We start from the raw sequence: 23,573 nt of genomic DNA on the forward strand, positions 1-23,573 counted from the left end.
CGCAAGGAACCTCAGGGCTGGCCGGCTACTGTGAGTAGCGCCTCGGCCGTAGCCGGCTGGCCGGCCAGGCTCACACCCTCGATGGAAGCGCGGAAGGCGCCGGCCTGGTCGGCGGCGTAAAAACTGATGCGGGCGCGGCCCGAGGCGGGCACCGTCAGGCGGGGCTGCCAGTAGAGCGTAGTGGCGCGCGGGTCGGGCTTGTCTGCCTTACGGCCGGCATCATAGTGCGGGGCATAGAACTCGCGGGCCCGGTAGTAAGCCGGCAGCTGGCGCACGGCTACCCCGGCGGCGGGCACATCGGAGTAGTCGCCGGAGCCGCGTTTGGTATACACGGCAATTACGCCATTGGCCCCGCGCACGCCATACATAGCAGCCCCGGCATATTTAAGGACCTCTATTCGCTCAATTTCTGACACCGGAATGCTCAGCAGTGCTTCGCCATCGGGCAGTTCCAGCCCGTTGAGCAGATACAGCGGCTGCCTTTTGCCCGTAATAGTGGACATGCCCCTGACGACCACGTTGTACGTAGTACCGTTATTGAGTACTCCCACCCCAGGCAGACGCCCCTGCATGAGTTCAAAAACATTGCGGTAGCCATTGGCGCCCGGTATGTCGCTGGTGCGCAATACCGAGGTGGTCAGTCCTTTATGCAGTGAAAAGGGTTCATCGTCGGGGTTCTTGCCCGTAATGTCCACGTTGCGTAGCACGATGCCACTGGTGGAATCGGGGCGGTATATGCGTTCCAGCTGCTGCTGGCGGCTGCTGCGGGCCCCGTAGGCCACCACCGGCGGCGAGGCCAGCACCGCGGGCGACAACGGAGTCGGCGGGTGCCAGCTGGCCGGGGCCGGGCGGGGCCACCACTCGTTGAGTTGCAGCAGCACGTTGCTGCTGCCCTTGGGCGTGCGGGCCTGCAACAGCACCCTGGTCGAGTCGAGGCCCGGAAAACCCACGAACAGGAAGTTGGCGTTGGCATCGGCCTGGCTTATAAGAATATCTTTCCGCTGATCTTTCTTTTCACCTTTCTGCTGGTCCAGAAACAGGGTCAGCTCGCCGTTGGGCACGGGCTTGTCGCTGCCGCGCACCAGCCGGCCGCCGAGCGTGAGCGTGCGCTCGAGCGGAAAGCGGTAGCCGGCCGCCACTGCACCCGGCTCGCCCAGCACCTGCTGCCAAACAAACCGGCTCCAGCCCTGGGTGAGCAGCAAATCGTCGAGGGCGCGCTGGCGGGCGGGTGTGCCGGGCTGGAAGTAAAAGGCCGGGTTCTCCACGTAACCGCTCAGCTCCGAAGTCAGCAGCAGATGGGCCCGTACGTTGGTCAGGTCGCCGGCTTCGGTGGGCAGCCCGTTTATGCCGGCCACGGCTACCGAGAGCTCCGCCGGGGCGGGGCGGCCATCGGCCGTGCTCACCACAACCTCCAGGCTAACCCGCTCGCGGGGGGCATACGTGGCCTTGTCGGGGCGGAGGTGCACTTGCAGGGGCTTGGTTTCGGCCACGAACACCAAGCGCTCGGCCTGGGCCATGTTGGTGCCGTCGAACAGGGTAATGTGCAGCAGCCCCGCCGGGGCGTTGGTCGTGGCAATGTTGGCCTGGAACGTTTGGCCGGGGCTTATCTGGCCCTGGCCCGCATACACGGGCCGGCCCCGCACGTGGGCCAGCAGTTGCAGGGGCGCGGGGGCGGCCGGGGCCCCGGCCGGAGGCTGGTAGCGCACAAACACCCGGAACTCGTTGCCCACTTCGCGCACATTCAGCACCCAGCCGCTTGCTTTAACAGCTGGCAACGGATACGTGCCCGTCGAGCCGTCGGGCAGCGTCACGCGGGCTTCGTATTCCTGCCCGGCCTGGGGCGTAAAGCCAAACGAGCTCATGCCCAGCACCGGCGTCTGGAAACGGGCTACTTCCTGCTTGTTGCCATCCATTACGACACCGGCTAGCGCCAGGCCGCGGCCGCTGGCTTCTACGGCCTTCACGCCCACTGTGGTTTGCAGGCCGGCCACGTAGTCGCCGCCTTCGGGAAAGAACTGCACGTCGGGTTTGGTGGCGGCAATGAGGGCGCGGCTGGCCTGGCGGGCCAGCTGGGCCTGGCGTAGGGCCGACGGCTCGGTGCTGGTGCTGACCGGGGCTGAGGCCTGCCAGACGGGCACCCGGCGCGTGAAGAACAGCCCTCCGCCGGCATTGCGCATCCAGCTGGTGTAGGCCCGCACAGTGTACACGCCCGAACTCAGCGTATCGGGCAGAATGATGTCGCCGGCCACCTGCCCATCGGTCAGGGCCAGGGTGCGCTTGAAGAGTATCCGCCGGTCGGGGGCCACCAGGTCGACGTAGAGCACCTTGCTCAGCGAGTCGGGCTGATGGGCGTGCGAATCGAGTAGGTAAGCCTTGAACCACATGGTTTCGCCGGCCGCGTAAGCATCCTGGTCCAGGTGCAGGTAGCTGACTTCGGGCTGGGCGCTGCGGTAAAAATCAGCCAGGCGGCGGGCCAGCAGGGTTGGGTCGGGCAGGGGCCGAAAGCCGCTGGCTGTTAGCCCGGCAGCCAGCGCGGCCACCAGCAGGCCAGCTACGCCCACGGCGCGGCGTAAGTAACTATCAATCATAACAGAGGAGAATAACAGCAAAAAGGAACTATTTTGCCTAAAAATTACAAATATTCGGCCAGACAAGTAGCCAGGTGCAACTTTTTCTGCCATTATTCAATCCTGAAAGAAATATGCCTCCTCAGTTATACTACATCTCCACATCGCCTGTGAAAATGCCCTGCTGGTTGCCCGCTACTTTGCTTTTGTCTGCCAGCCTGCTGCTCGGTAGCTGCTCCAAAGACCAGGAGCCCATGCCCGCGCCCCTGTACCTGCTCGACCAGCCCTGGCAGCTCACTGAACTAGCCGGCAAACCGGCCCCGGCAGGCAATGGGGCAGCCAGCCTTACCCTGAGCTCAGTCGACAACCTTAGTGCGGGCCAGGCCTGGTGTAATCAATACGGGGGGCGTTTTATGCTGGTGGCCGGCACCTCGTACCTTACCTTTTCGGACCAGGCCAGTACGCGCGCAACCTGCTCCGAGCAACTGCAGGAAACGCGCTACCTCGATCTGTTGCCTCAGGTCCGGCGCTACACCATCAGTCACCGCCACCTCCAGCTCTACGATTCGGAGCACTCCCAGCCGCTGCTGGTGTTTGAGGTGAAGTAGAGCGTAGGGACTTAGGCGTTAGAGCTTAGATGCCAGTCGGGTTTGGTGCCACGAGCCACGATTGAACGGTATCCAGCGCAAATTTCAGGTTGCGGTAAGCCCTAACCCCTAAGGCCCTAACACCTCAATTAAAACCCTATATTGAGCACCAGCGGCTGCACTTCCCAGGCGCCGTAGTACGAGTTGTACACGGTCCGCAATCCTACTTCCAGCGGCGTGCGCAGGCGCAGCGGGTTGAAGACGGCCGATACGTCGAGGCCGGTGGAGTGGTAGCTGCCGTGCCGCGGGCCCGACTCGCCCCGCACGTAGTCGAGGAAAACGTTGGCCTTGAGGCGCTGCACGTAGAGCAGGCGCGTGAGCTGCCAGTGCACGTCGGACAGGGGCAGGCGGTACTCGCCGCTGAGCGATGTGAGGTGGTCGAAGCTGAGGTAGGGCAGGCCCCGGGGGTAGAAAACAGCGGCCCCAAACCGGTACTCGCGCTGCTGCTGGAATTGGTAGCCCGCCCGCAGTCGCAGGGCATGGTGCAGCCCAAGGCCGGGCAGAAATAGACTGCCCTGGGCGGCCAGCTGCCGGGCCCGCAGCCCCGTGCCGAAGGGCGTGTCGCGGCCGGTAAGCAGCAGGCTCTGGCCCCCGCGCGGGGCCACGTCGCGGTAGCTCTGGCGCAGTGTGCGGCTGAAGCTGACGGTGCCCAGCAGCGCGTGAAGCGGCTGCCGGCCCACTTCGTTGGTATAGCGGGCCGGCAGCTCGTAGCCCTGCGTTTGCTCCAGCTGATAAAACGCGCCCACCGTGAGCGAAGTCAGCATTTTGGAAGTCGTGAGCACCAGCGGCAGGCGGCTGCCTACGCTCAGGCGGGTGTAATTCCAACGGTCCTCCTGCACGCCGCCGCCGTTGGGCAGCAGTAGGCTCGCCCGCCGGCCGCCGTGCTCCACCCCCAAATCCAGTACCGGCCCCAGCCCCTGGTAGCTGACATCGGCAAACACGCGGCCGGTGCGCTCGGTGCCGTCGTAGCCCAGGCCCGCCACGGCCTGGGTGGTGCTCAGCACGTCCTGGGCCCGCAGCCCGAGGCTGAGGCCGCGGCCGTCGGGGCTCTGCACCAGGCCCCAGCCGTAGAGGTTGGGCGCGTGGGGCAGGCGGCGGTAGCGGCGCGCAACCAGCGCGGGCCCGGCCACCGAATCCAGGGGCAGTACCGGGCCCACGGTGGCCGCGCCTGGCTCGCGGGCCGTCAGCTCGTCGGCATACAAATCGGTGGGCGGAATGACGGCTGGGCCAGCAGAAAGAGCAGCCGGCCAGGCGGCAGGACGTAGCGGCATTTCGACTACCCGGCTGCCCTGGGCCCTGATTTCGTGGAAGGCCAGCCGCTGGCCGTCGGGGCTGATGGCGGCGTGGTAGCTGCCCACCGGCCGGCTGGTTACCTGCTGCACCGCGCCGGTACTGGTCTGTACGGCGTACACTTCATCCTGGCCGTTGCGGGGCGAGTTGAACAGTACGTACCCCGGGCCCGGCTGGGGGTGCGAAATGTTGTCGTTGGCGGCTGGCAGCACAATGCGGGCCTCGCCGGTGGCTACATCCAGCAACTCCAGGCGCTTGCCGGCTGCCTCCAGCCGCACCACGGCCGCCGTACCTCCATCGGCCCCGAAGCGCGGGTGCAGGTAGGGCTCGTTGGCGGGGTTTGCGTAGGTGCGCAGTACCCGGCCGGTTTCGGTATCGAGCAGGTGCAGGCGGTGCTGGTAGGCTGAGTCGGTGCTCACGGCCAGCAGTCGGCTCCCGTCGGGCGAGAGTACGGCGGCCGTGTAGTGGGTGCGGCGGCCAGGGCGGCTGAGGCGGCCGGAAGCCAGATCGAGCACCCGCAGCTCGGAGTACACCTGCTGCTGCCAGCGCGGGTCGTTGCGAAACTCCAGCCACGCCGCCTTGCCGCCGCCCACCGACAGCTGCTCGGGGTTGTGGTGCAGGCCCAGCACCAGCCGGGTACGCTCAGGTTGGCCCCGCCCCAGCTCTACCAGCTGGGGCGTGTGGCCCAGCCCGCTCTTGAGGGCCAGTACCGTGCTGTCGGTCAGGTACTGCGGATACTGGTACTCGGTGAACACCTTGCCGGTGGCGGCCACCGGAAAGTCGCGGGCCGGCGTCAGGGTTCGGCCGGTTTGCCGGGCGCGCCAGAGGCTGTCGAGCTCCCGGGTGGTTTGCGCGTACAGGTCGTCGGTGCGCAGGCCCGTCAGGCGGCGCAGCTTGTCGGAAAACGAGAAGGGGTAAACCGGGAAATCGTAGTAATTATCGAGTACCTGACCCCAGGCGGTGGGGCCGGCCGTGCGTTTGAGGCGGGTGCTGAGGTAGTAGCCCAGCACGTAGTGGTTGGGCACGTAGTGGCGGAACGAGCCGCCCGTAGCCTCGGCGTAACTGTAGCGCCGGCCGGCCAGCAAATTGGCCCGGTAGTAGGCCCCGAAGTTGGGAATCCGCCCCCGTCCGCTCCGGGTAAGCGCCGTTTCGGTGCCCACGGCGTCGCCCTCGGCAAACCAGTCGGGCACGCCCAGCGTCGTCAGGCCCAGCCCGCCGAAACCGCCCAGCAGGTAGCCCAGCTGCCCCACGCCCCGGTGGGCCTTATCGAACTGCACCACGTGGCGGTACTCGTGCACCGTCAGCTGGTCGAGCCAGTCGAGGGTGCCCGTCAGGTAAGGGTCCTGGGGGAAGGTGGTGAAGAACTCGGAGTGGCGCGGCAGCAGCGTCACGAAGCCGTTGCCCACGGTCGTGCGGGTTTGCAGCACCACCGTCACGGGCCGGGCGGCGGCCCCGAGCGAGGCGGCGGCCGGCGTGTGCACCTGCTCCAGCCGCTGGGCCGTGCGCCGGGCCCGCTCATCGAACCCCGCGGGGTACACCACCCGGAAGTGGGGCGTGCGCACCTCGTACCAGCGCACCCGCGCCGCTACCTGCTGCGCGATGGGCAGCAGCGTTTGGGCAGAAGCAGACGCGGCGGCCAGCAGCGCCAGCGCAGTGGGAAGGAGCAGGCGCATAGGTGAAATCAGGAGGGAATGATTGGTTGTGCTGGTGGCGTGGGCCGGGGGGGAGGTCAGCGGCCGAACGAAGAAACCACCCGGCCGGCCCGAATGCAAGCCGAGGCGCTACGTCCGGCTCGGGCCGGGCCGCGTATGTAGGCGCGGTGCGGCCCGGCCGCAAACTTTCTGCCCCCGCTTTTTGTCTTTGTACACATGACCAATCTACTGAAAAACGGCCTTGCCGCCGTCTGCATTCTGCTGCTGAGCGCCTGCTCCGAACGGCCCGCCGAAGCCCAGAAAGCCGCCACCGCCCAGGGCGGCCCCGTAATCCGCTCCACGGCCGGCCCCGCGCCCGCCGACATGACGGGCCTGGCCACGGCCGACTTTGCCGGGGGCTGCTTCTGGTGCACCGAGGAAACGTTTGAGGAAATAAAGGGCGTGAAAGCCGTGGTATCCGGCTACAGCGGCAGCCCCGAGGCCAACCCCACCTACGAGCAGGTGGGCCGCGGCGAAACCGGCCACGCCGAGTCCATCCAGATATACTACGACCCCAAGGTGGTGAGCTACGCCACGCTGGTCGACGTGTTCTTCCGCGCCGCCCACGACCCCACCACGCTTAACCGCCAGGGCCCCGACGCCGGCGCGCAGTACCGCTCCATTGCCTTCTACCGCACCCCCGCCGAGAAAAAAGTCATCGACGACGCCATTGCCCGGGTAAACGCCAGCAAGCAGTACAGCAACCCCATCGTCACGCAGGTCGTGCCCTTCGAAAAGTTCTGGCCCGCCGAGGGCTACCACCAGGGCTACTTCCGCCTGCACCCCGAAGAGGGCTACGTGCAGAGCGTCTCCACGCCCAAAGTGGAGAAGTTTCGTCATAAATTCCCGGAGCTGCTGAAGAACCCGCTGTAGGGTTGAGGGTGAAACAAAGCCCTGACTGACAAACCAGCCCGTCATTCTGAGTGAAGGCGGAGCCGTAGTCGAAGAATCTCGCGGGCCAAAGTAATTCCTTACGTTAGGGTTTACTTTGGCCCGCGAGATTCTTGGTGCTGCTCAGAATGACGTTTTGTTTTATTCGGTTTAATCCAATTTGCGGGCTAAAGCTAGAGCTAGCTCCCCTCCTTGGAAAGGAGGGGCTGGGGGTGGTTGATTGTCATTGAACAACAGCTAGAAACTAGTTCTAAAAACTGTTCTAGCAGCCTCAACCACCCCCAACCCCTCCTTTCCAAGGAGGGGAGCTAGCTTTAGCTTTAGCCCGCAATTCGGGTATTTCAACACGCTGCCTACTTCCCCCACAACCCGCCCGCTATGCCCACCCCCGCCTTCGCCTCCAAACTGCCCGATGTGGGCACGAGCATCTTTTCGGTGATGACCCAGCTGGCCCAGGAGTACGGCGCCATCAACCTAGCCCAGGGGTTTCCTGATTACGACCCGCCCCAACCGCTGCTGGAGGCGCTGGCCCGCCACGTGCTCACGCCCGGCCACCAGCAGTACGCGCCCATGCCCGGCCTGCCGCGGCTGCGCGAGGCCATCAGCCAGCAAACGGCCCACCGCTACGGCTACACCCCCGATCCGGCCACCGAAATTACCATCACCAGCGGGGCCACCGAGGGCCTGTACGCCGTAATGGCCGCCGTGGTGCGCCCCGGCGACGAGGTGCTGCTGCTGGAGCCGGCCTACGATTTGTACGCCCCCGCCGTGCGCCTGCAGGGCGGCGTGCCGGTGTACGTGCCCCTGTCTGCGCCCGATTTCCGGCCCGACTGGGACCGGGTGGCGGCGGCCCTCTCGCCGCGTACCCGGCTGGTGCTCATCAACTCGCCCCACAACCCCACCGGCGCCGTGCTGTCGGCCGCCGACCTCGACGCGCTGGCCGGCCTGCTGCGCGACACCGACACGCTGCTGCTGAGTGATGAAGTGTACGAGCACATGGTGTTCGATGGAGTAGCGCACACCAGCGTTTCGGCCCACCCCGAGCTGCGGGCGCGGGCCTTCGTGCTCTCGTCGTTTGGCAAAACCTACCACGCCACCGGCTGGAAGGTGGGCTACTGCCTGGCTCCACCGGCCCTCACGGCCGAGCTGCGGCGGGTGCACCAGTTCATCACCTTCAGCGTGAGTACGCCCACCCAGCACGCGCTGGCCGACGTGCTGCCCGATGCCGCGCTCTACGAAAACCTGCCCGCTTTCTACCAGCAGAAGCGCGACTTGCTGCGCGAGCTGCTGGCGCCCACCGGCTTCGAACTGCTGCCCTCCGGGGGCGGCTACTTCCAGGTGGCCGGCTTCCGTAACCTGGCCCCGGGCCTCGACGATCTGACGTTTACGCGCCGGCTCACCCAGGAAAGCGGCGTGGCCGTGGTGCCGCTGTCGGCCTTCTACCACGATGGCCACGACGCGCAGCTGGTGCGCTTCTGCTTTGCCAAAACCGAAGCCACGCTACGGGCCGCCGCCGCCCGCCTGACCAACCTGAAGGCGTTTGGCTGAACCACTACGGCGGTGGGTTCGGTTATTTTAGACTATGTTTAGCTCAGACCCCTAAACCGCCTGCTGCCTTGTCCAACCTTACCGTTTCCTTCATCCAGACCAGCCTGCACTGGCACGAGCCGGAAGCCAACCGGCAAAACCTGGAACGCCAGGCCGGCACCATTTCGGTGCCCACCGACCTGCTGGTGCTGCCCGAAATGTTCACGACTGGTTTCAGCATGAAGCCACGCGGGCTAGCCGAACCCACCGATGGCCCCACGCTGGCCTGGATGCGGCAGCTGGCCGCCACTCTCGATGCCGCCGTAACCGGCAGCCTGATGGTGGAGGAGGCCGGCCAGTACTTCAACCGCCTGCTGTGGGTGCGCCCCGACGGCTCGTGGAGCCACTACGACAAGCGCCACCGCTTTACCATGGCTGGCGAGCACGAGGTGTACGAGGCCGGCACGGCGCGCCTTATCGAGGAGTGGCGGGGCTGGCGCATCTGCCCGCTGGTGTGCTACGATCTGCGCTTTCCCGTCTGGAGCCGCAACGACCCGGCCGCGCCCTACGACCTGCTGCTGTACACCGCCAACTGGCCCGCCGCCCGCCGCACCGCCTGGACGACGCTGCTGCGGGCCCGCGCCATCGAGAACGTAGCCTACACGGTGGGCGTCAACCGCATCGGCCGCGACGACAACGGCACCGACTACGCCGGCGACTCGGCCCTGATTGATATGCGCGGCGATTATCTGGTCGAAGTTGGCAACCAGGCCACCAACATCACCCGCACCCTGCGCCGCGACGACCTGCTGGAGTTCCGCCAGCGCTTCCCCGCCCTGCACGACGCGGATGGGTTTGAGATGAGTGCCTGAAGTTGTGGATAAGTGCCCCGGTGAAGGAGTGGACTGGTGAGTGGGGACTGTAGTTCTGTCATGGCACTCATTTCCCTCATTCACCGGGTCACTCATTCGCTACTGCACCGTCAGCCGCCGTACCCGCACGGCGCCGGCTTCGTTCTGGCAGCGCACCAGGTACACGCCCGCGGCCAGGCCGGCTACCGACACCTGATGCACGCGGGCCGCGCCCGTTTGGGGGCGCACCGTGCGGCCCAGCAGGTCGAGCACCGTCAGGCGCACCGGTTCGTTGGCTTCCACGGTAGTCCGGGCGGTGGCGGGGTTGGGGAACACGCGCACCTCGGGGCCGGTAAGGGCCGCCGGCGGCTGGTTTGCAGTCACCAGGCCGCCGCGACCCACGAAGGAGCTGATGCCACCGGTTTCCTGGCCCAGAAACAGTTCCGGCACCCCGTCGCCGTTCACGTCGGCGGCGGCGGGCACCAGGCGCATATCAAACGAGCCGCCCCAGCGGGCCGCCTCCAGCTGCTGGCTGAGCGGGTTGAAGAGCAGGTTGCTGCGGCCCGCAAAAACGGCCGGCTGGGCGCGCAGGTCAGCAAAGAGGCGGATGCTGCCATCGGTGGCGGCCGTAAGCAGGTCGGGGCGGCCGTCGCGGTCGAAATCGGCCACTACCGGGCTCAGGAAGCCGGGCAGCGAGCCGTCGGGGTTGCGCAACTGGCCGTAGTCGTTGTTTTCAAGGCGGAAGCGCTGGCTTAGCTCGCCGGTGCCGGAGTTGCGGTAGTAGCGCAGCGGCCCGCCGGGGAAGGCCGTCGAGTTGTTGGTTACGCCCAGCAGCAAATCGGGGTGGCCGTCGCCGTCTACGTCAGCTACGGCGGGCATGGTGTAGCGCTGGTTGGGCAGGTTGGGCAGCTCCACGGCGGCCTCCGGGCTGAAGGCGGCGAGCTGCCCGGCGGCGGCCGTGTTCAGCACGTAGCGCAGCGAGCCGCCCCCGCCCCGCAGGCTGAAGGACGAGTACAGCAGGTCGGGGCGGCCATCTTCGTTGAGGTCGGCCAGCACCGGCCGCAGTGCCGCCAGCTTGTAGCGGCTCAAGCCCAGGTAATCGGCATCAATCAGCTGGAAAACGGGTTTTTGGCGGGTGCCCACGTTGCGGTAATAGCTCAGCACGGCCCGGAAAGCCCCGCCGCCATCGGGACGACCAAGGCCCCCGACCAGCATATCGGGTAGCCCGTCGCCGTCGAGGTCGGCAAAGGTGGGGGCAGCCTGCTCGCCCACGTCCAGCATGTCGGCGTGCAGGAAGCCGGCCGGCGCGCGGGTCAGTTTCGGGCCGGTGGCCGCGCCGGTGTTGCGGTAGAGCTGCACCGCGTTGCGGGTGTCCACCGTGTCGTTGTTGTCGCGGTTGTCGAACAGGTTGGGGGCCAGCAGCAGATCGGGAAGGCCGTCGAAGTCGACGTCGGCGGAGTAGGCGGCCGGCAGGTTGGGCACCCGCGGGGGTTGCCCGTTGAAGGGGGCGGGCGCGTTCAGGCCGGCCGCCGTAAACCGGGCCAGCTGGGCGGTGCCCTCGTTGCGCAGCACCGTTAGTTCGGCGCAGTTCGAGCGGCCGGTCAGCAGGTCGGCGCGGCCGTCGCCGTCCACGTCGAACACCGTCAGGTTGTAGCCGGTGGCGTGGGTGGGCCGCCCGGACTCGCCCGGGCCGGCCGGCCGGCACTGGTCGGGGGCGAAGGTGAAGCCGCCGCAGCCGTAGCCGCAGATGCGCACGCCGCCCCAGTAATCGGAACCCAGCGCGAAGCTCAGGCCCCCGCAGGCCGCGGTGCTGGTGTTGCGGTAGTAGTACAGGCTGGGCGTGTTGGTGCCGAACTCGGTGGTTATTACATCGAGGCGGCCGTCGCCGTCTACGTCGGCAATGGCGGGCATATTCTCGCCGCCCACCGCTATGTTGATGTTGCCGATGCCGGGAGCGAAATACGAGAGGGCGTTGGTAATGAGCCGGAAACCAGGCCGGCCCAGCGCGTCGGGCTCGTTACGAAACACGCGGATATTGCTGCCCGATTGGTCGGCCGTGAACAGGTCGGGGCGGCCGTCGCAGTCGTAGTCGCGTAGCAGCACCCAGCTCTGTAAATCGTTGGGAAACAGGGCGGCGTACTCGGGGGCAAACAGCCAGGTGCGGCCGCCGCCGGCCGCCGCCACGCTCAGAAACGGCAGCAGCCGGTGGCTGATGCGGTCGAACACCACCAGGTCGGGCTGCTGGTCGGCGTTGAGGTCTAGGTTGGAGAACTGGGGCGAATTGAGGCCGCCGGCCCAGGCTTGGCGCAGCGTGTCGCCGGCCTGCACTACTTTTGCCACCGGCCGGAACTCAAAGCCGAACCCGGCCGCCTGCTGGGCCAGGGCCGGTTGTGTGCCGGCCAGCAGCAGCGCTGCCAGCGCCAGCAGCCGGCTACCGTTGCTCGTGAAGGAAATAGTCATGGGCGGAATTTCGTTTAGCTTCTAAAATTAGGTACAAACCGCATGGCAGACCTCGCGGCCCTCTACGCCCGCTTCCAGCAATCTTCGGCCGTCAGCACCGACACGCGCCAGCCCCAGGACGGCACGTTGTTTTTCGCCCTCAACGGCCCCAATTTCCGGGGCCGCGACTTCGCGCCCCAGGCCCTGGCCAAGGGCGCCCGCTACGCCGTGGTCGACGATGCGGCGCTGGTGGCCACCGACCCCGCCCGCTACACCTACGCCCCCGACCCGCTGGCGGCGCTGCAGCAGCTGGCCCTGCACCACCGCCGCCAGCTGATTGTGCCCGTGCTGGCCATTACGGGCTCTAATGGCAAAACCACCACCAAGGAGCTGGTGCAGGCCGTCCTCAGCCAGCGGCTGCGGGTGCAGTACACCAGGGGCAACCTCAACAACCACATCGGGGTTCCGCTCACGCTGCTCAGCATCCGGCCGGGCGAACACCAGCTGGCCATCATCGAGATGGGGGCCAACCATCAGGGCGAAATTGCGCTGCTGTGCCAGCTGGCCGAGCCCACCCACGGCCTCATCACCAACATCGGCAAAGCCCACCTCGAAGGCTTCGGCGGGGTGGAGGGCATTGCCAAGGGAAAGGGCGAGCTGTTCCAGTTTCTGGCCCAGGTAGGCGGCACAGCCTTTGTGAACACGCTCGACGCCCGCCTGCCCGGCCTGGCCGCGCCGGTAGCCGAGCGCGTAACCTACCCCGGCCCCACCGATACGTATCCGGCCCAGCTGCTCAGCGCCGCGCCCGAGGTCATTCTGGAGTTGTTCGACGGCCAAGTGGTCGATGCCAGGATTACGGGGGGCTATAACTTCCCCAACCTGGCCGCCGCGGCCGCGGTAGGCGCCCATTTCGGGGTGCCCGCCGCCGCTATTGCCCAGGCGCTGGCCGCTTACGAGCCCGATAATAACCGCTCGCAGCAACTGCGCACCGGCCGCAACGAGCTGGTGCTCGACGCCTACAACGCCAACCCCAGCAGCATGGCCGCCGCCCTCAGCAGCTTTGCCGCCCGCCCCGGCAACCCCGCCGCCAAAGTGGTTATCCTCGGCGACATGTTCGAGCTGGGCGACGACAGCGCCGCCGAGCACCGGTCGCTGGGGCAGCTGGTGCAGGGCCTGCCCTTCGGTACGGTCATCCTCATCGGCCCCGAGCTGGCCCAGGCCGCCGCCCTCGACTCCAGCATGCTGCACTTCCCCTCCAAGGCCGAGGCGGCGGTCTGGCTGCGCGAAAATCCCCTCACGGCCCGCCAGATCCTCGTAAAAGGCTCCCGCGGCATGGGCCTGGAAACCCTGGTGGAGCTGCTCTGATCACGGATTAGCACGGATTTTAGCAGATTTCACGGATTTTGTAGACGATTAAAAAAGGCCACCTCAACTGAGGTGGCCTTGGTATTTTTAAGGATGGCACGGCCAATAGAACATGCTAGTCGCGCCGACTACAAAATCCGTGAAATCCGCTAAAATCCGCGCTAATCCGTGATCAGAAGGGACTCCTGAACTCGGCCAGTGTGGGCAGAACCTGGTCTTTGGCTGAGATGGTGGGGTTGGTGACACCCCAGTCGATGTTCAGGGTGGGGTCGTTCCAGAGCAGGCCGCCCTCCGAGTGCGGGGCGTAGTAGTCGGTGCACTTGTAGAGGAAGAGCGTGCCGTCTTCGAGGGCCGTGAAGCCGTGGGCGAAGCCAACGGGCACGTAGAGCATGTTGAACCGCTCGGCGTCGAGCACCACCGACAGGTGCTGCCCGTAAGTGGGCGAGTCGCGGCGGATGTCCACGATAACGTCGAGGGCCCGGCCGGCGGCTACGCGCACCAGCTTGGCCTGGGCATGGGGCGGCTGCTGGAAATGCAGGCCCCGCACCACGCCCCGGTCGGAGCGCGACTGGTTATCCTGCACCCAGTCGCCCACAATACCGGCCGCGGCCATCTTTTCGGCGCTGAACGACTCGAAAAAGGCCCCGCGGGCATCCCCAAACACCCGGGGCTGAATCTCAACAACGTCCGGAATATCAAAGTAAGTAAACTCCATATAGGGCTGTTTTTGCTAACAATGGCCGCTTTCAGCCCGCAAGTTAGCGGGATTTAGCGACGGCCGGCGCGGTTTTTTCCGACCTCATACACCACAGCCAGGTACTTGTCGAGCACAATTTGCTCGTCGAACCGGGTTACGGCCAGCTCGCGGCCGGCGTGGCCCATCTGCTCCAGCTCGGCATCGGGCAGGCGCAGGACCTGCAGCATTTTGGCGGCCAGATCGGCGGCGTCGCGCACCTGGCAGAGCAGGCCGTTATGGCCATCCACCACGGTTTCGCGGCAGCCGGGCACGTCGGTCGTTACGATGGGTTTGCCCATGGCCGCTGCTTCGAGCAGGGTTTTGGGCGTGCCTTCGCGGTAAGAGGGCAGCACCACGCAGTCGGCCTGGGCCAGCAACTCGGCCACGTTGTCGGAGGTGCCCAGGTACTCAACGTGGCCGGCGGTGAGCCACTGCTCGAACAGGGCCCGCTTCACACCTACGCCGCCGCTTTCATCAATGCCGCCCAGCAGCTGCACCCGCGTGCCGGGCACGGCCTCGCGCACCAGCCGGGCCGCCTCGAAGTACTCCTCCACCCCCTTTTCGTAGAGCACCCGCGCAATCATCAGGAACACGAACGGCGTATTGCGCCGGAACTCCGGCGCCGGCCGGAAACGCTGGATGTCCACGCCGGAGCCGGGCAGCAGGTCGGTTTTGGCAGCATCTACCAGCCCGTTGTTCACGAACAGCTGCCGGTCGTCGCCGTTCTGAAAAAACACGCGCTTCGGAAACTGAAACGCAAACTTATAGAGGCCCAGGGCCACCTTGCTCACCAGGTTTTTCACGATAAACACCGTGCCCAGGCCCGAGACGTTGTTGACGCTCGGAATGCCCGCCAGCCGGGCGGCCAGCGTGCCGTAAATGTTGGGCTTGATGGTGTAGTGCAGCACCACGTCGGGCTGCTCGCGCTTATAGAGCTGGTAGAAGCGGCGGGTGAGGGCGGCGTCCTGGAGCGGGTTGGTTCCCTTGTTTTCCATCAGAATGGGCACAAAGCGGCAGCCCAGCTCGGTTTCCAGCCGGGCCGAGTAGGCGTCGGGCGGCGCTATGGCCAGCACCTCGTGGCCGGCAGCCTGCAGGGCCTGCACCAGGCTGCGGCGGAAATTCCAGATGTTCCAGGCGGTATTGATAACGATGGCGACGCGCATTCGGGGCTCGGGGATAGGGGAGGAGCGCAAAGGTACGCGGCCGGGGCGCAGGGGGCGCAGGTAAAAAGAGCCCACGCGTAACATTTGCTACTACAACCGCCGCTAGTTGCAACCCAATCACCCCAAATGCCGCTCTGCCTTGCGTAACTGCATTTCCAGTTTGCAACCAACATTTACTCTATGAAAACCCCCAGGATTCTGCTGTTGCTTTTGCTGCTATGTAGTGTAGGTCAGCTAGCTGCGCAGCCCACGGCCGAGCGATTGGCTTACATCCAGCAAAGCGCCGTGATAGTCAGCAACGTGGAGCCAACCAACGAGGACTACGCGGACTTGGCCCCACTCAAGCAAAGCCTGCGAGACATAGTTGTGGTGGGGCTGGGAGAACAGTCGCACCACGATGGCAACACCTTCAAAGCCAAAACCCGGCTCATAAAATTTCTGCATCAGGAAATGGGTTTTAGCGTAATTGCTTTTGAGAGTGGATTTTATGATTGCTATAAAGCCTGGCAGGAAATACAACAGGGAAAAACAGCCATAGATGCCGCCCGGAAGTCAATATACCCGTTTTGGATTAGCACGGAAACAGAGGAGCTTTTCTCCTACATCGACAAGCAGAAGAATACTAGTAAGCCATTGGTATTCGCTGGTATCGACTGTAAGTTTTCGGGGGCTTATTCCAATGAAAACCTTATTCCTGATTTGCAAAAATATCTATTATCTATAAATTCAGATATAATAAGCGACACTGCTAAGTGGAATGACTTCAGTGTTTCATTGAAGCACGTTATTAAAATTTCGGATTATTTCACTAAGCCAACTTCAGCTGATACGCTCATCTTAAACTCGTCCCTGAAAAATCTGCTAACAGAGATAAAAGGCAGGCCGGCATCATCGGTGGATGACGCGCAGGCACATGCCTTCTGGCAGCAGTTCTGCCGGAGTACACTGGCTGAACTGACCAAGGAGTTTACAAAAGAGCAAGTACGGGACCGGCAAATGGGCGCTAATCTGATTTATCTGCAGCAGGAACTGTATAAGGGTAAAAAGGTAATTGTGTGGGCTGCTTCATCGCACCTGACTTACAACGGAACAAATATAGCCCGTGCTTTTTATCAGAATAATCTTAGGTTAGGAGATTGTATTAAAAGAGAGTACGGCGATAAATATTATAATATCGGTTTCACTGGGCATAAAGGGAAAATTGGCAAGCTGCTGTTTTTTCATCTTATTAATGTAAAAAAGCACCAGTCAAATAGTATAGAGTACGTGCTGGGGCAAACCAAGCAGCCTTTTCTGTTCCTCGACTTCAACAAGCCCAACCTTCCGCAATGGCTGCAGGAACCTGTTACTGCCCGGCCATTCGGGTATCGGCAGATGCAGATGAAGTTGCCACTGGTTATGGACGGATTGTTTTATACAGAGGAAATTTTTGGGAATCATTTCCTTCCTCCGGCAGTAGCGCCAGAACAGAAATAGCACTGCCTGCCTGAGCTGTGGTTTGGCACCTTCAGGCAAGCCGGCAGAAACTGATGAGTACGGCTGCATGGCCCCGGTTGCGGCTCCAGTCTCACTGCCCGCCTCCGTACCTTTGTGTATGCTCCGATTTCCTTCTGCCCTTGCCCGCCCTGCGGGCCTGTTTGTAGCCGCCCTGTTGCTCAACGCCTGCAGCCCGGCCACCGACGCGCCCGAAACGGCTGCCACCCCGCCACTTCCCCCGATTCCGCCGGCCACCGGGGCTGATGCCGCTACCGCCGCGCCGGCCGGGGCCGAGGCGGCAGTGCTGGCGGCCGGGCAGGCGCTGTTTGCCCAGAACTGCGCCATCTGCCACGGGGCCGACGGCAAGCTGGGCGTTAACGGTGCCCGCGACCTCACCAAAAGCAACCTCAACGCCACCGGCCGCACGTATATGGTGGTGAATGGCCTGGGCGTTATGCCGGCCTTCAAGGGCCAGCTGACCGACGAGCAGATTGCCCAGGTGGTGGCCTACTCGCTCACGCTGAAGTAGCGGCCAGGGTAAGTGTGCCTTTTTTGGCCCCGCTGCGTTATACCCCCGGTGGCTCCGCATTCCGGCGGTCCATTCTTTCTCTTTTGAATTTTCTTACTGATGGCGAATAAACCGACTTCCAAGGGCCGCAAGGACCAGAACAGCACCCGCCACCACGGCGCCGTGGATGGCGTGAAGGGCCGCTTGGGCCGCATCCTGACCAAGGCCGCCGTCAATGGCACCTACGACACGAGCGTGGACGAGGAAACGGCCGTGCTGGTGGCCGTGCCCGACAAGCGCCAGGCCGAGGCCCAGACCACCGAGTACCTCGATGAGCTGGCCTTCCTGGCCGAAACGGCCGGCGCCACCGTCGTGCACCGCTTCGTGCAGCGCCTCGACCGGCCCGACAGCCGCACGTTTGTGGGCGAAGGCAAGCTGGCCGAAATAAAGGCCTACGTGGAGCACTCGGGGGCCAGCATGGTGATATTCGACGACGACCTGTCGCCCTCGCAGCTGCGCAACCTAGAGGCCGAGCTGAAGGTGAAAATCGTGGACCGTAGCCTGCTGATTATCGATATTTTCGCCCGGCGGGCCAAAACGGCCACTGCCCAGACCCAGGTCGAGCTGGCCCAGTACCAATACCTGCTGCCCCGCCTGACGGGCCTCTGGAGCCACCTGGACAAGCAGCGCGGCGGTGGCGTGTCGCAGCGCGGACCCGGTGAAACGGAAATCGAAACCGACCGCCGGGTGGTCAACGACCGGATTGCCTTCCTCAAAGAGCGCCTCAAAGACCTCGACCGCCAGAGCCAGACCCGGCGCAAGGCCCGCACCGGCATGGTGCGCGTGGCGCTGGTGGGCTACACCAACGTGGGCAAAAGCACGATTATGAACCTGCTGAGCCGGGCCGATGTGTTTGCCGAAAACAAGCTCTTCGCCACCGTCGACTCCACGGTGCGCAAGGTGGTGCTCGACACCGTGCCCTTTCTGCTCTCCGACACGGTGGGCTTTATCCGCAAGCTGCCCACCCGCCTCATCGAGAGCTTCAAGAGCACGCTCGACGAAATTCGGGAGGCCGATTTGCTGGTGCACGTGGTGGACATCTCGCACCAGAGCTTCGAGGAGCACATGGCCGTAGTCGAGGATACGCTCAAGGACATCGGCGCGGGCGAGAAGCCGGTGCTGGTCGTGTTCAATAAGATTGACCAGTACGACACCGGCGAGGCCGCTTACCACGACGGCTTTGAGGGCATGAACGCCGATGAGAATGCGCCCGCTCCGCGGCCTACCCTGGAGCAGCTGCGGGCCACCTACATGGCCAAGCTGCACAACCAGGTGGAGTTCATCTCGGCCCGCGACCGGACCAACCTCGACGAGCTGCGGGCCCGGCTCGTGAAGCTGGTGGCCGCCATCCACAACGAGCGGTACCCGGCCGTGCACCCCGTGCGCGACGAGGAAGGCTGGCAGGAATAGCCCGCCCCAACCGCTACCCTACTAACCCACCCGTCCCGGCCTGCCGGGGCGGGTTTTGTGCTTTTAAAGGATTCGCCCGGGAACAGGTTTCAGGCGGCTGATGGCCTGTTTTTGAATTAATATCAATAATAAGGCTTATAAATTATGATTAGTTTAATAATTTAGCCCCTACAAGCCCCCTACTGCAACCAAACACCCGTTTCTTTTCCTTCATTTCTTTTCCACTCAACGCCACATTATGAAAAAGAACTTTTACGCGCTGTTCCTGGGGCTGCTGGGTCTGAGCGCCACTTCGGCGGCCTGGGCCCAGCAGGAGCCGCTGCCAACCAAGCGCGCCTGCGCCAGTATGGAAGTGCTGGAACGCCAGCTGGCCGCCGACCCCGCCATGGCCCTGCGCCTGCGGGGCATCGAAGCCCAGACCGAGGCGTTTATTGACAATGCCGTTGCTTACCGGGCCACGGGTACCCTAACCATTCCGGTGGTGGTGCACGTGCTCTACAACACGTCGGCCCAGAACATTTCCGACGCGCAGATTGCCTCGCAGCTGGCGGTGCTCAATGAGGATTTCAACAAGCTCAACTCCGACGTGAGCAAAGCGCCCGCAGCCTTCGCCTCGCGGGCGGCCGATGTGGGCATTCAGTTTGTGCTGGCCAAGCGCGACCCCAGCGGCAATGCCACCACCGGCATCGAGCGCAAGCAAAGCTCGGTTTCCAGCTGGTCGACCGACGACCGGATTAAGAGCACCTCGACGGGCGGCCTCAACGCCTGGCCCTCGGGCCAGTACCTCAACCTGTGGGTGGGCAACCTGGGCGGCGGCATCCTGGGCTACGCGCAGTTTCCGGGCGGCGCGGCCAGCACCGATGGCGTCGTGATTACGACTTCCGGCTTTGGGCGCGGCGGCTCGTCGGGGGCTCCCTTCAACCTGGGCCGTACCACCACCCACGAGGTGGGCCACTGGCTGAACCTGCGCCACATCTGGGGCGATGCCAACTGCGGCAACGACCTGGTGAGCGACACGCCCACCCAGCAGACCAGCAACTACGGCTGCCCGTCGTTCCCGCACGTAACCTGCTCCAACGGTACCAGCGGCGACATGTTCATGAACTACATGGACTACGTGGACGACGCCTGCATGTACATGTTCTCCACCGGCCAGTCGTCGCGCATGAACGCGCTGTTCGGCAGCGGCGGCTCGCGGGCCTCTTTGCTGACCTCGAATGGCGGCACGGCCCCCGGCGGCGGCGGCACCACGCCACCGCCCACCAACCCGCCAACCACCGTTACGTACTGCACCAGCAAGGGCAGCAACGTGAGCTACGAATGGATTGATCTGGTGAAGCTGGGCTCCATCAACCGCACTTCGGGCAAAGACGGTGGCTACTACGACGGTACGGCCCTGAGCACGACGCTGGCGGCCGGCTCGTCGCAGACCATCAACATCTCGACCGGCTTCGCCTCCTCGGCCTACTCCGAAAACTGGCGCGTGTACATCGACTACAACCAGGACGGCGACTTCACCGACGCCGGCGAAACAGTGGTGTCGGGCTCCTCGTCGAGTGCCGGTACGCTGTCGGCCACCTTCACGGTGCCGTCTTCGGCCAAAACCGGTAAAACCCGCCTGCGCGTAACCATGAGCGACAATGCCGCCACCACCAGCTGCGGCAACTACAGCTACGGCGAAACCGAGGATTACTCCGTCGTCATCAGCGGCGGCAGCAGCGCCCGGCAGATGGCCACGGTCGAGCAGGCCGGCTACCGCCTGTACCCCAACCCGGCTACCGACGTGCTCAACATCGAAATCCCGGCCACTATCGACGCCCGTGCCGTAACGGTGAGCGTGTACGATCTGCGCGGGGCTGAGATGAAAACGGCCCGCTTCGAGGGCAGCATGCTCCACGTCGGGAATCTGGCCAGCGGCATCTACCTGCTCCGCATCTCCGACGGGCAGCAGGTGTCGCACCAGCGCTTCGTGAAGGAGTAAGGCGCCGGTTTATCAATCAACGGCCTTACCGCCCCCTTCCCGGTACCGGGAAGGGGGCGGTTGCTTTACCGGCGCTTTCGGCAGCTACGGTTGGGCTTGCGGCGGCCGGCGGCGGCATAACCTTTTGCGGCGGCCGTAGTAAAGAGGCGTGCCACTCTTCTTACCTGCTGCTGCCATTATGAAAACGCTGTACCTGATGCGCCACGCCAAATCGAGCTGGAGTTTCGATATGCTCAACGACCAGGAGCGCCCGCTCAATGGCCGGGGCCGCGACGAAGCCCCGCTCATGGGCCAGGCCCTGGCCGAGCGCGACGTGCGGCTCGATTTGCTGGTGTCGTCGCCGGCGGTAAGGGCCCTGAGCACGGCGGCGCTGGTGGCCGAGGCCCTGGGCCTGCCGCCCGAAAAGCTGCAGGTGATTGAGGCCATTTACGAAGCGGAGGTGGCCGACCTGCTGGCCGTGGTGCAGGCCCTGCCCGATACGGCCGACGAGGTGCTGCTGGTGGGCCACAACAACACGCTCACCGACTTCGCCAACCTGCTTTCGCCCAGCACCATCCCGTCCATGCCTACGTCGTCCATTGTGTGCCTCAAGTTCAGCGTGGAGCACTGGGCCGATGTCGACCGGGCTAAGTCGGAGTACTACTTCTTTGATAAGCCCAAGAATTATTGAGCTTTACGGCGCGGTTGGCGCGAACTGCCACGAGCAGGCCGCGCCAACCGCCCGCTCATTCAAAAGAAGCTGCCGGCTCGCTGCTGGCAGCCATCAGCCCAAAAAATCAATGACCGACAAAACCGCCCAGCCGCAGCTGCTAAACCGCGAAATCAGCTGGCTCACCTTCAACCGCCGGGTGCTGCAGGAGGCCCAGGACCCCGCCGTGCCGTTGCTGGAGCGGCTGAAGTTTCTGGCCATTTTCAGCAGCAACCTCGATGAGTACTTCAAGGTGCGGGTGGCCACGCTGCGTCGGCTCAGCAAGCTCAAGAAGAAAACCAAGGCCAAGCTGGGCCAGGACCCCGCCGAGCAGCTCAGCGAGCTGCTGGCCGAGGTGGGCCGCCAGCAGCAGGCGTTCGGCGACACGTTCCGCAACCACATTCTGCCCGAGCTGGGCCGCGAGCATATCCACCTGATTTCGGAGCACGAGCTGACCGACGAGCAGCGCGCCTGGGTGCAGCACTACTTCGAGGAAAACGTGCGCGACCTGCTCTCGCCCATTATTCTCGACGAGAACCTGCACCACCTGTTCCTGCGCGACCAGAGCGTGTACCTGACCTTTTACCTGACCGAGCCGCATAACGCCGACAAGCACGACGAGGAGCGCGTAGTGGTGATGGAGCTGCCCACCAAGCGCCACGGCGGCCGCTTTGTGCGCCTGCCCGACGTGGGCGCCGAGCACTACGTGATGTTTCTGGACGACGTGATTCGGTGCAGCGGGGCCGCGCTGTTTCCCAACTACGGCCGGGTGCAGGTGCACGCGCTCAAGCTCTCGCGCGATGCCGAACTCGATATTGATGAGGAAGTGTCGGACAACCTGCTGGCCAAAATCAAGAGCAGCCTGCAGAAGCGCGCCACCGGCTTCCCGGCCCGCCTGCTCTACGACCCGGCCATGCCCGCCGAAGTGCTGCGGGCCATCGGCCAGAAAACCGGCATCGGGCAGGAAGAGCTGGTAGAGGGCAGCCGCTACCACAACTTCCGCGACTTTTTCGGCTTCCCCGATTTCGGGCTGACCCACCTGCAGTACCAGCCCATGCCGCCGCTGCCGCACCCCACGCTGCCGCGCACCGGCTCGCTGCTGGCCGCCACCGCCCGCCGCGACCACCTGCTGCACCCGCCCTACCAGTCGTTCGATTATGTAACGCGCCTGCTCAACGAGGCCGCCCGCGACCCGCAGGTCAGCGACATCAGCATTACGCTTTACCGCGTGGGCAGCAAGAGCGCCGTGGCCAAAGCCCTGCTGAAAGCGGCCAAAAACGGCAAGCAGGTAACGGTGGTAGTCGAGCTGAAGGCCCGCTTCGATGAGGAGAGCAACATGTTCTGGGCCGAGAAGCTGCAGAAAGCCGGCGCCAACGTCATCTACGGCATGCCCGGCCTGAAGGTGCACAGCAAGCTGCTGCTCATCACCCGGGCCGAGGAAGGCCACAACCGCCTCTACGCCTACCTGAGCACCGGCAACTTCAACGAGGTAACCAGCCAGGTGTACGCCGACTACGGCCTGTTTACGGCCCACCCCGAGCTCACCCGCGAAGTGGCCGAGGTGTTCCGCTACTTCCACGACCACCTCGACAAAACCGGCCAGTTCCAGCACCTGCTGGTGGCGCCCTTCGAGCTGCGCCAGCAGCTCACGGCCCTCATCGACCACGAAATTGCGCTGGCCCGTAAAGGCCAGGAGGCCTACATCATTCTCAAGCTGAATGCCCTGCAGGATGAGCGCATGATTGGCAAGCTCTACGAGGCCTCCGAGGCCGGCGTGCGGGTCGAGCTGCTGGTGCGCGGCATCTCGTGCGTGCTGCCCGGCCTGCATGGCCAGAGCACCAACATCCAGCAGCGCGGCATCGTCGACCGGTTTCTGGAGCACGCCCGCATGTACGTGTTCGGCAACGGCGGCGAGGAAAAGCTGTACGTGGCTTCGGCCGACTGGATGAACCGCAACCTCGACCGGCGGGTGGAAGTGGCCTTCCCGATTCTGGCCCCCGAGCTGCGGGCCGAGTTGCGCGATTTGCTCGATTTGCAGCGCCAGGACAGCGTGAAGTCGCGCGACTGGCAGAACAATTTTGTGGGCCCCACCGAGGAAGCCGCGGCCGCCGAGGGCGAGGTGCGGGCGCAGTTCGAAACCTATGCCTACCTCGCGGCCCTGGCCCGCCCGGCGGCCGCCCGCAAGCGCGCCGCCCCGGCCCCGAAAAAGGCCGCCAGGTAAGTTCCTAAATAGCAATAATGGTAGCCCCGCCCGGGCCGCCGCGCCGGATGCAGGGCGGCGGC

The 23,573-nt window shown here is 64.5% G+C and carries 16 protein-coding genes; 11 read left to right on the forward strand and 5 right to left on the reverse strand.

The window, feature by feature from the left end:
- Positions 1–11: 11 nt before the first annotated feature.
- Positions 12–2,588: a TonB-dependent receptor plug domain-containing protein gene (locus tag BMY67_RS01450; protein ID WP_177189640.1), complete on the reverse strand. Its 2,577-nt coding sequence runs from the start codon at positions 2,586–2,588 to the stop codon at positions 12–14.
- Positions 2,589–2,773: 185 nt separating this feature from the next.
- Between BMY67_RS01450 and BMY67_RS01455 the strand changes: the two genes are divergently transcribed.
- The gene (locus tag BMY67_RS01455; protein ID WP_177189641.1) at positions 2,774–3,175 is read left to right on the forward strand and encodes an META domain-containing protein; all 402 of its coding nucleotides are present in this window, start codon (positions 2,774–2,776) and stop codon (positions 3,173–3,175) included.
- A gap of 128 nt (positions 3,176–3,303) precedes the next feature.
- Here the strand turns inward: BMY67_RS01455 and BMY67_RS01460 are convergent, their stop codons facing one another.
- On the reverse strand, positions 3,304–6,177 hold the full coding sequence (locus BMY67_RS01460; protein WP_092767611.1) for a TolB-like translocation protein: 2,874 nt from the start codon (positions 6,175–6,177) through the stop codon (positions 3,304–3,306).
- 195 nt (positions 6,178–6,372) lie between these two features.
- Here BMY67_RS01460 and msrA point away from each other — a divergent pair, with 195 nt between their 5' ends.
- From msrA to BMY67_RS01475, 3 genes are all read left to right on the forward strand, one after another.
- Entirely contained in the window at positions 6,373–7,068 is a 696-nt protein-coding gene (gene msrA, locus BMY67_RS01465; protein WP_092767613.1) for a peptide-methionine (S)-S-oxide reductase MsrA, read from the forward strand.
- A 396-nt stretch (positions 7,069–7,464) separates the two neighbouring features.
- A complete protein-coding gene (locus tag BMY67_RS01470) occupies positions 7,465–8,634 on the forward strand; it encodes a methionine aminotransferase (protein WP_092767615.1) in 1,170 nt (389 codons plus the stop codon).
- Between the two features lie 68 nt (positions 8,635–8,702).
- Positions 8,703–9,485 (forward strand): amidohydrolase, encoded by a 783-nt coding sequence (locus BMY67_RS01475; RefSeq protein WP_092767617.1) that lies wholly within the window; start codon positions 8,703–8,705, stop codon positions 9,483–9,485.
- A 99-nt stretch (positions 9,486–9,584) separates the two neighbouring features.
- On the opposite strand, the gene BMY67_RS01480 is transcribed toward BMY67_RS01475, so the two are convergent.
- Positions 9,585–11,924 (reverse strand): T9SS type A sorting domain-containing protein, encoded by a 2,340-nt coding sequence (locus tag BMY67_RS01480; protein ID WP_092767619.1) that lies wholly within the window; start codon positions 11,922–11,924, stop codon positions 9,585–9,587.
- A gap of 42 nt (positions 11,925–11,966) precedes the next feature.
- Between BMY67_RS01480 and BMY67_RS01485 the strand changes: the two genes are divergently transcribed.
- A complete protein-coding gene (locus tag BMY67_RS01485; protein ID WP_092767621.1) occupies positions 11,967–13,268 on the forward strand; it encodes a UDP-N-acetylmuramoyl-tripeptide--D-alanyl-D-alanine ligase in 1,302 nt (433 codons plus the stop codon).
- Positions 13,269–13,440: 172 nt separating this feature from the next.
- On the opposite strand, the gene rfbC is transcribed toward BMY67_RS01485, so the two are convergent.
- Together rfbC and BMY67_RS01495 are read right to left on the reverse strand one after the other, a co-directional pair.
- Complete coding sequence (gene rfbC, locus BMY67_RS01490; protein WP_092767624.1) at positions 13,441–13,983, reverse strand: dTDP-4-dehydrorhamnose 3,5-epimerase; 543 nt, start codon at positions 13,981–13,983, stop codon at positions 13,441–13,443.
- 53 nt (positions 13,984–14,036) lie between these two features.
- Complete coding sequence (locus tag BMY67_RS01495) at positions 14,037–15,167, reverse strand: glycosyltransferase family 4 protein (RefSeq protein WP_092767626.1); 1,131 nt, start codon at positions 15,165–15,167, stop codon at positions 14,037–14,039.
- A 180-nt stretch (positions 15,168–15,347) separates the two neighbouring features.
- Between BMY67_RS01495 and BMY67_RS01500 the strand changes: the two genes are divergently transcribed.
- The 6 genes from BMY67_RS01500 (at position 15,348) to ppk1 (ending at position 23,511) form a co-directional block, all read left to right on the forward strand.
- Entirely contained in the window at positions 15,348–16,643 is a 1,296-nt protein-coding gene (locus tag BMY67_RS01500) for an erythromycin esterase family protein (protein WP_092767628.1), read from the forward strand.
- A 118-nt stretch (positions 16,644–16,761) separates the two neighbouring features.
- Entirely contained in the window at positions 16,762–17,172 is a 411-nt protein-coding gene (locus BMY67_RS01505; RefSeq protein WP_177189642.1) for a c-type cytochrome, read from the forward strand.
- Positions 17,173–17,271: 99 nt separating this feature from the next.
- Positions 17,272–18,621 carry a GTPase HflX gene (gene hflX / locus BMY67_RS01510; protein ID WP_092767632.1) on the forward strand — a complete coding sequence of 450 codons (1,350 nt, stop codon included), beginning with the start codon at positions 17,272–17,274 and terminating at the stop codon, positions 18,619–18,621.
- A 238-nt stretch (positions 18,622–18,859) separates the two neighbouring features.
- Positions 18,860–20,602: a GEVED domain-containing protein gene (locus BMY67_RS19235; protein ID WP_177189643.1), complete on the forward strand. Its 1,743-nt coding sequence runs from the start codon at positions 18,860–18,862 to the stop codon at positions 20,600–20,602.
- A gap of 178 nt (positions 20,603–20,780) precedes the next feature.
- Positions 20,781–21,272, forward strand: coding sequence for a SixA phosphatase family protein (locus BMY67_RS01520; protein WP_092767634.1), 492 nt, complete (start codon positions 20,781–20,783; stop codon positions 21,270–21,272).
- 109 nt (positions 21,273–21,381) lie between these two features.
- Positions 21,382–23,511: a polyphosphate kinase 1 gene (ppk1, locus tag BMY67_RS01525; RefSeq protein ID WP_092767636.1), complete on the forward strand. Its 2,130-nt coding sequence runs from the start codon at positions 21,382–21,384 to the stop codon at positions 23,509–23,511.
- Positions 23,512–23,573: the final 62 nt, after the last annotated feature.

Source organism: Hymenobacter actinosclerus (assembly GCF_900111515.1).
In the GTDB taxonomy this organism is placed as follows: Bacteria; Bacteroidota; Bacteroidia; order Cytophagales; family Hymenobacteraceae; genus Hymenobacter; species Hymenobacter actinosclerus.

Coding starts and splice junctions, on each gene's coding strand:
- BMY67_RS01450 (WP_177189640.1), bottom strand. CDS start 2,588: ATGATTGATAGTTACTTACGCCGCGCCGTGGGCGTAGCTGGCCTGCTG.
- BMY67_RS01460 (WP_092767611.1), bottom strand. CDS start 6,177: ATGCGCCTGCTCCTTCCCACTGCGCTGGCGCTGCTGGCCGCCGCGTCT.
- msrA (WP_092767613.1), top strand. CDS start 6,373: ATGACCAATCTACTGAAAAACGGCCTTGCCGCCGTCTGCATTCTGCTG.
- BMY67_RS01470 (WP_092767615.1), top strand. CDS start 7,465: ATGCCCACCCCCGCCTTCGCCTCCAAACTGCCCGATGTGGGCACGAGC.
- BMY67_RS01480 (WP_092767619.1), bottom strand. CDS start 11,924: ATGACTATTTCCTTCACGAGCAACGGTAGCCGGCTGCTGGCGCTGGCA.
- BMY67_RS01485 (WP_092767621.1), top strand. CDS start 11,967: ATGGCAGACCTCGCGGCCCTCTACGCCCGCTTCCAGCAATCTTCGGCC.
- rfbC (WP_092767624.1), bottom strand. CDS start 13,983: ATGGAGTTTACTTACTTTGATATTCCGGACGTTGTTGAGATTCAGCCC.
- BMY67_RS01495 (WP_092767626.1), bottom strand. CDS start 15,167: ATGCGCGTCGCCATCGTTATCAATACCGCCTGGAACATCTGGAATTTC.
- BMY67_RS01500 (WP_092767628.1), top strand. CDS start 15,348: ATGAAAACCCCCAGGATTCTGCTGTTGCTTTTGCTGCTATGTAGTGTA.
- BMY67_RS01505 (WP_177189642.1), top strand. CDS start 16,762: ATGCTCCGATTTCCTTCTGCCCTTGCCCGCCCTGCGGGCCTGTTTGTA.
- hflX (WP_092767632.1), top strand. CDS start 17,272: ATGGCGAATAAACCGACTTCCAAGGGCCGCAAGGACCAGAACAGCACC.
- BMY67_RS19235 (WP_177189643.1), top strand. CDS start 18,860: ATGAAAAAGAACTTTTACGCGCTGTTCCTGGGGCTGCTGGGTCTGAGC.
- BMY67_RS01520 (WP_092767634.1), top strand. CDS start 20,781: ATGAAAACGCTGTACCTGATGCGCCACGCCAAATCGAGCTGGAGTTTC.
- ppk1 (WP_092767636.1), top strand. CDS start 21,382: ATGACCGACAAAACCGCCCAGCCGCAGCTGCTAAACCGCGAAATCAGC.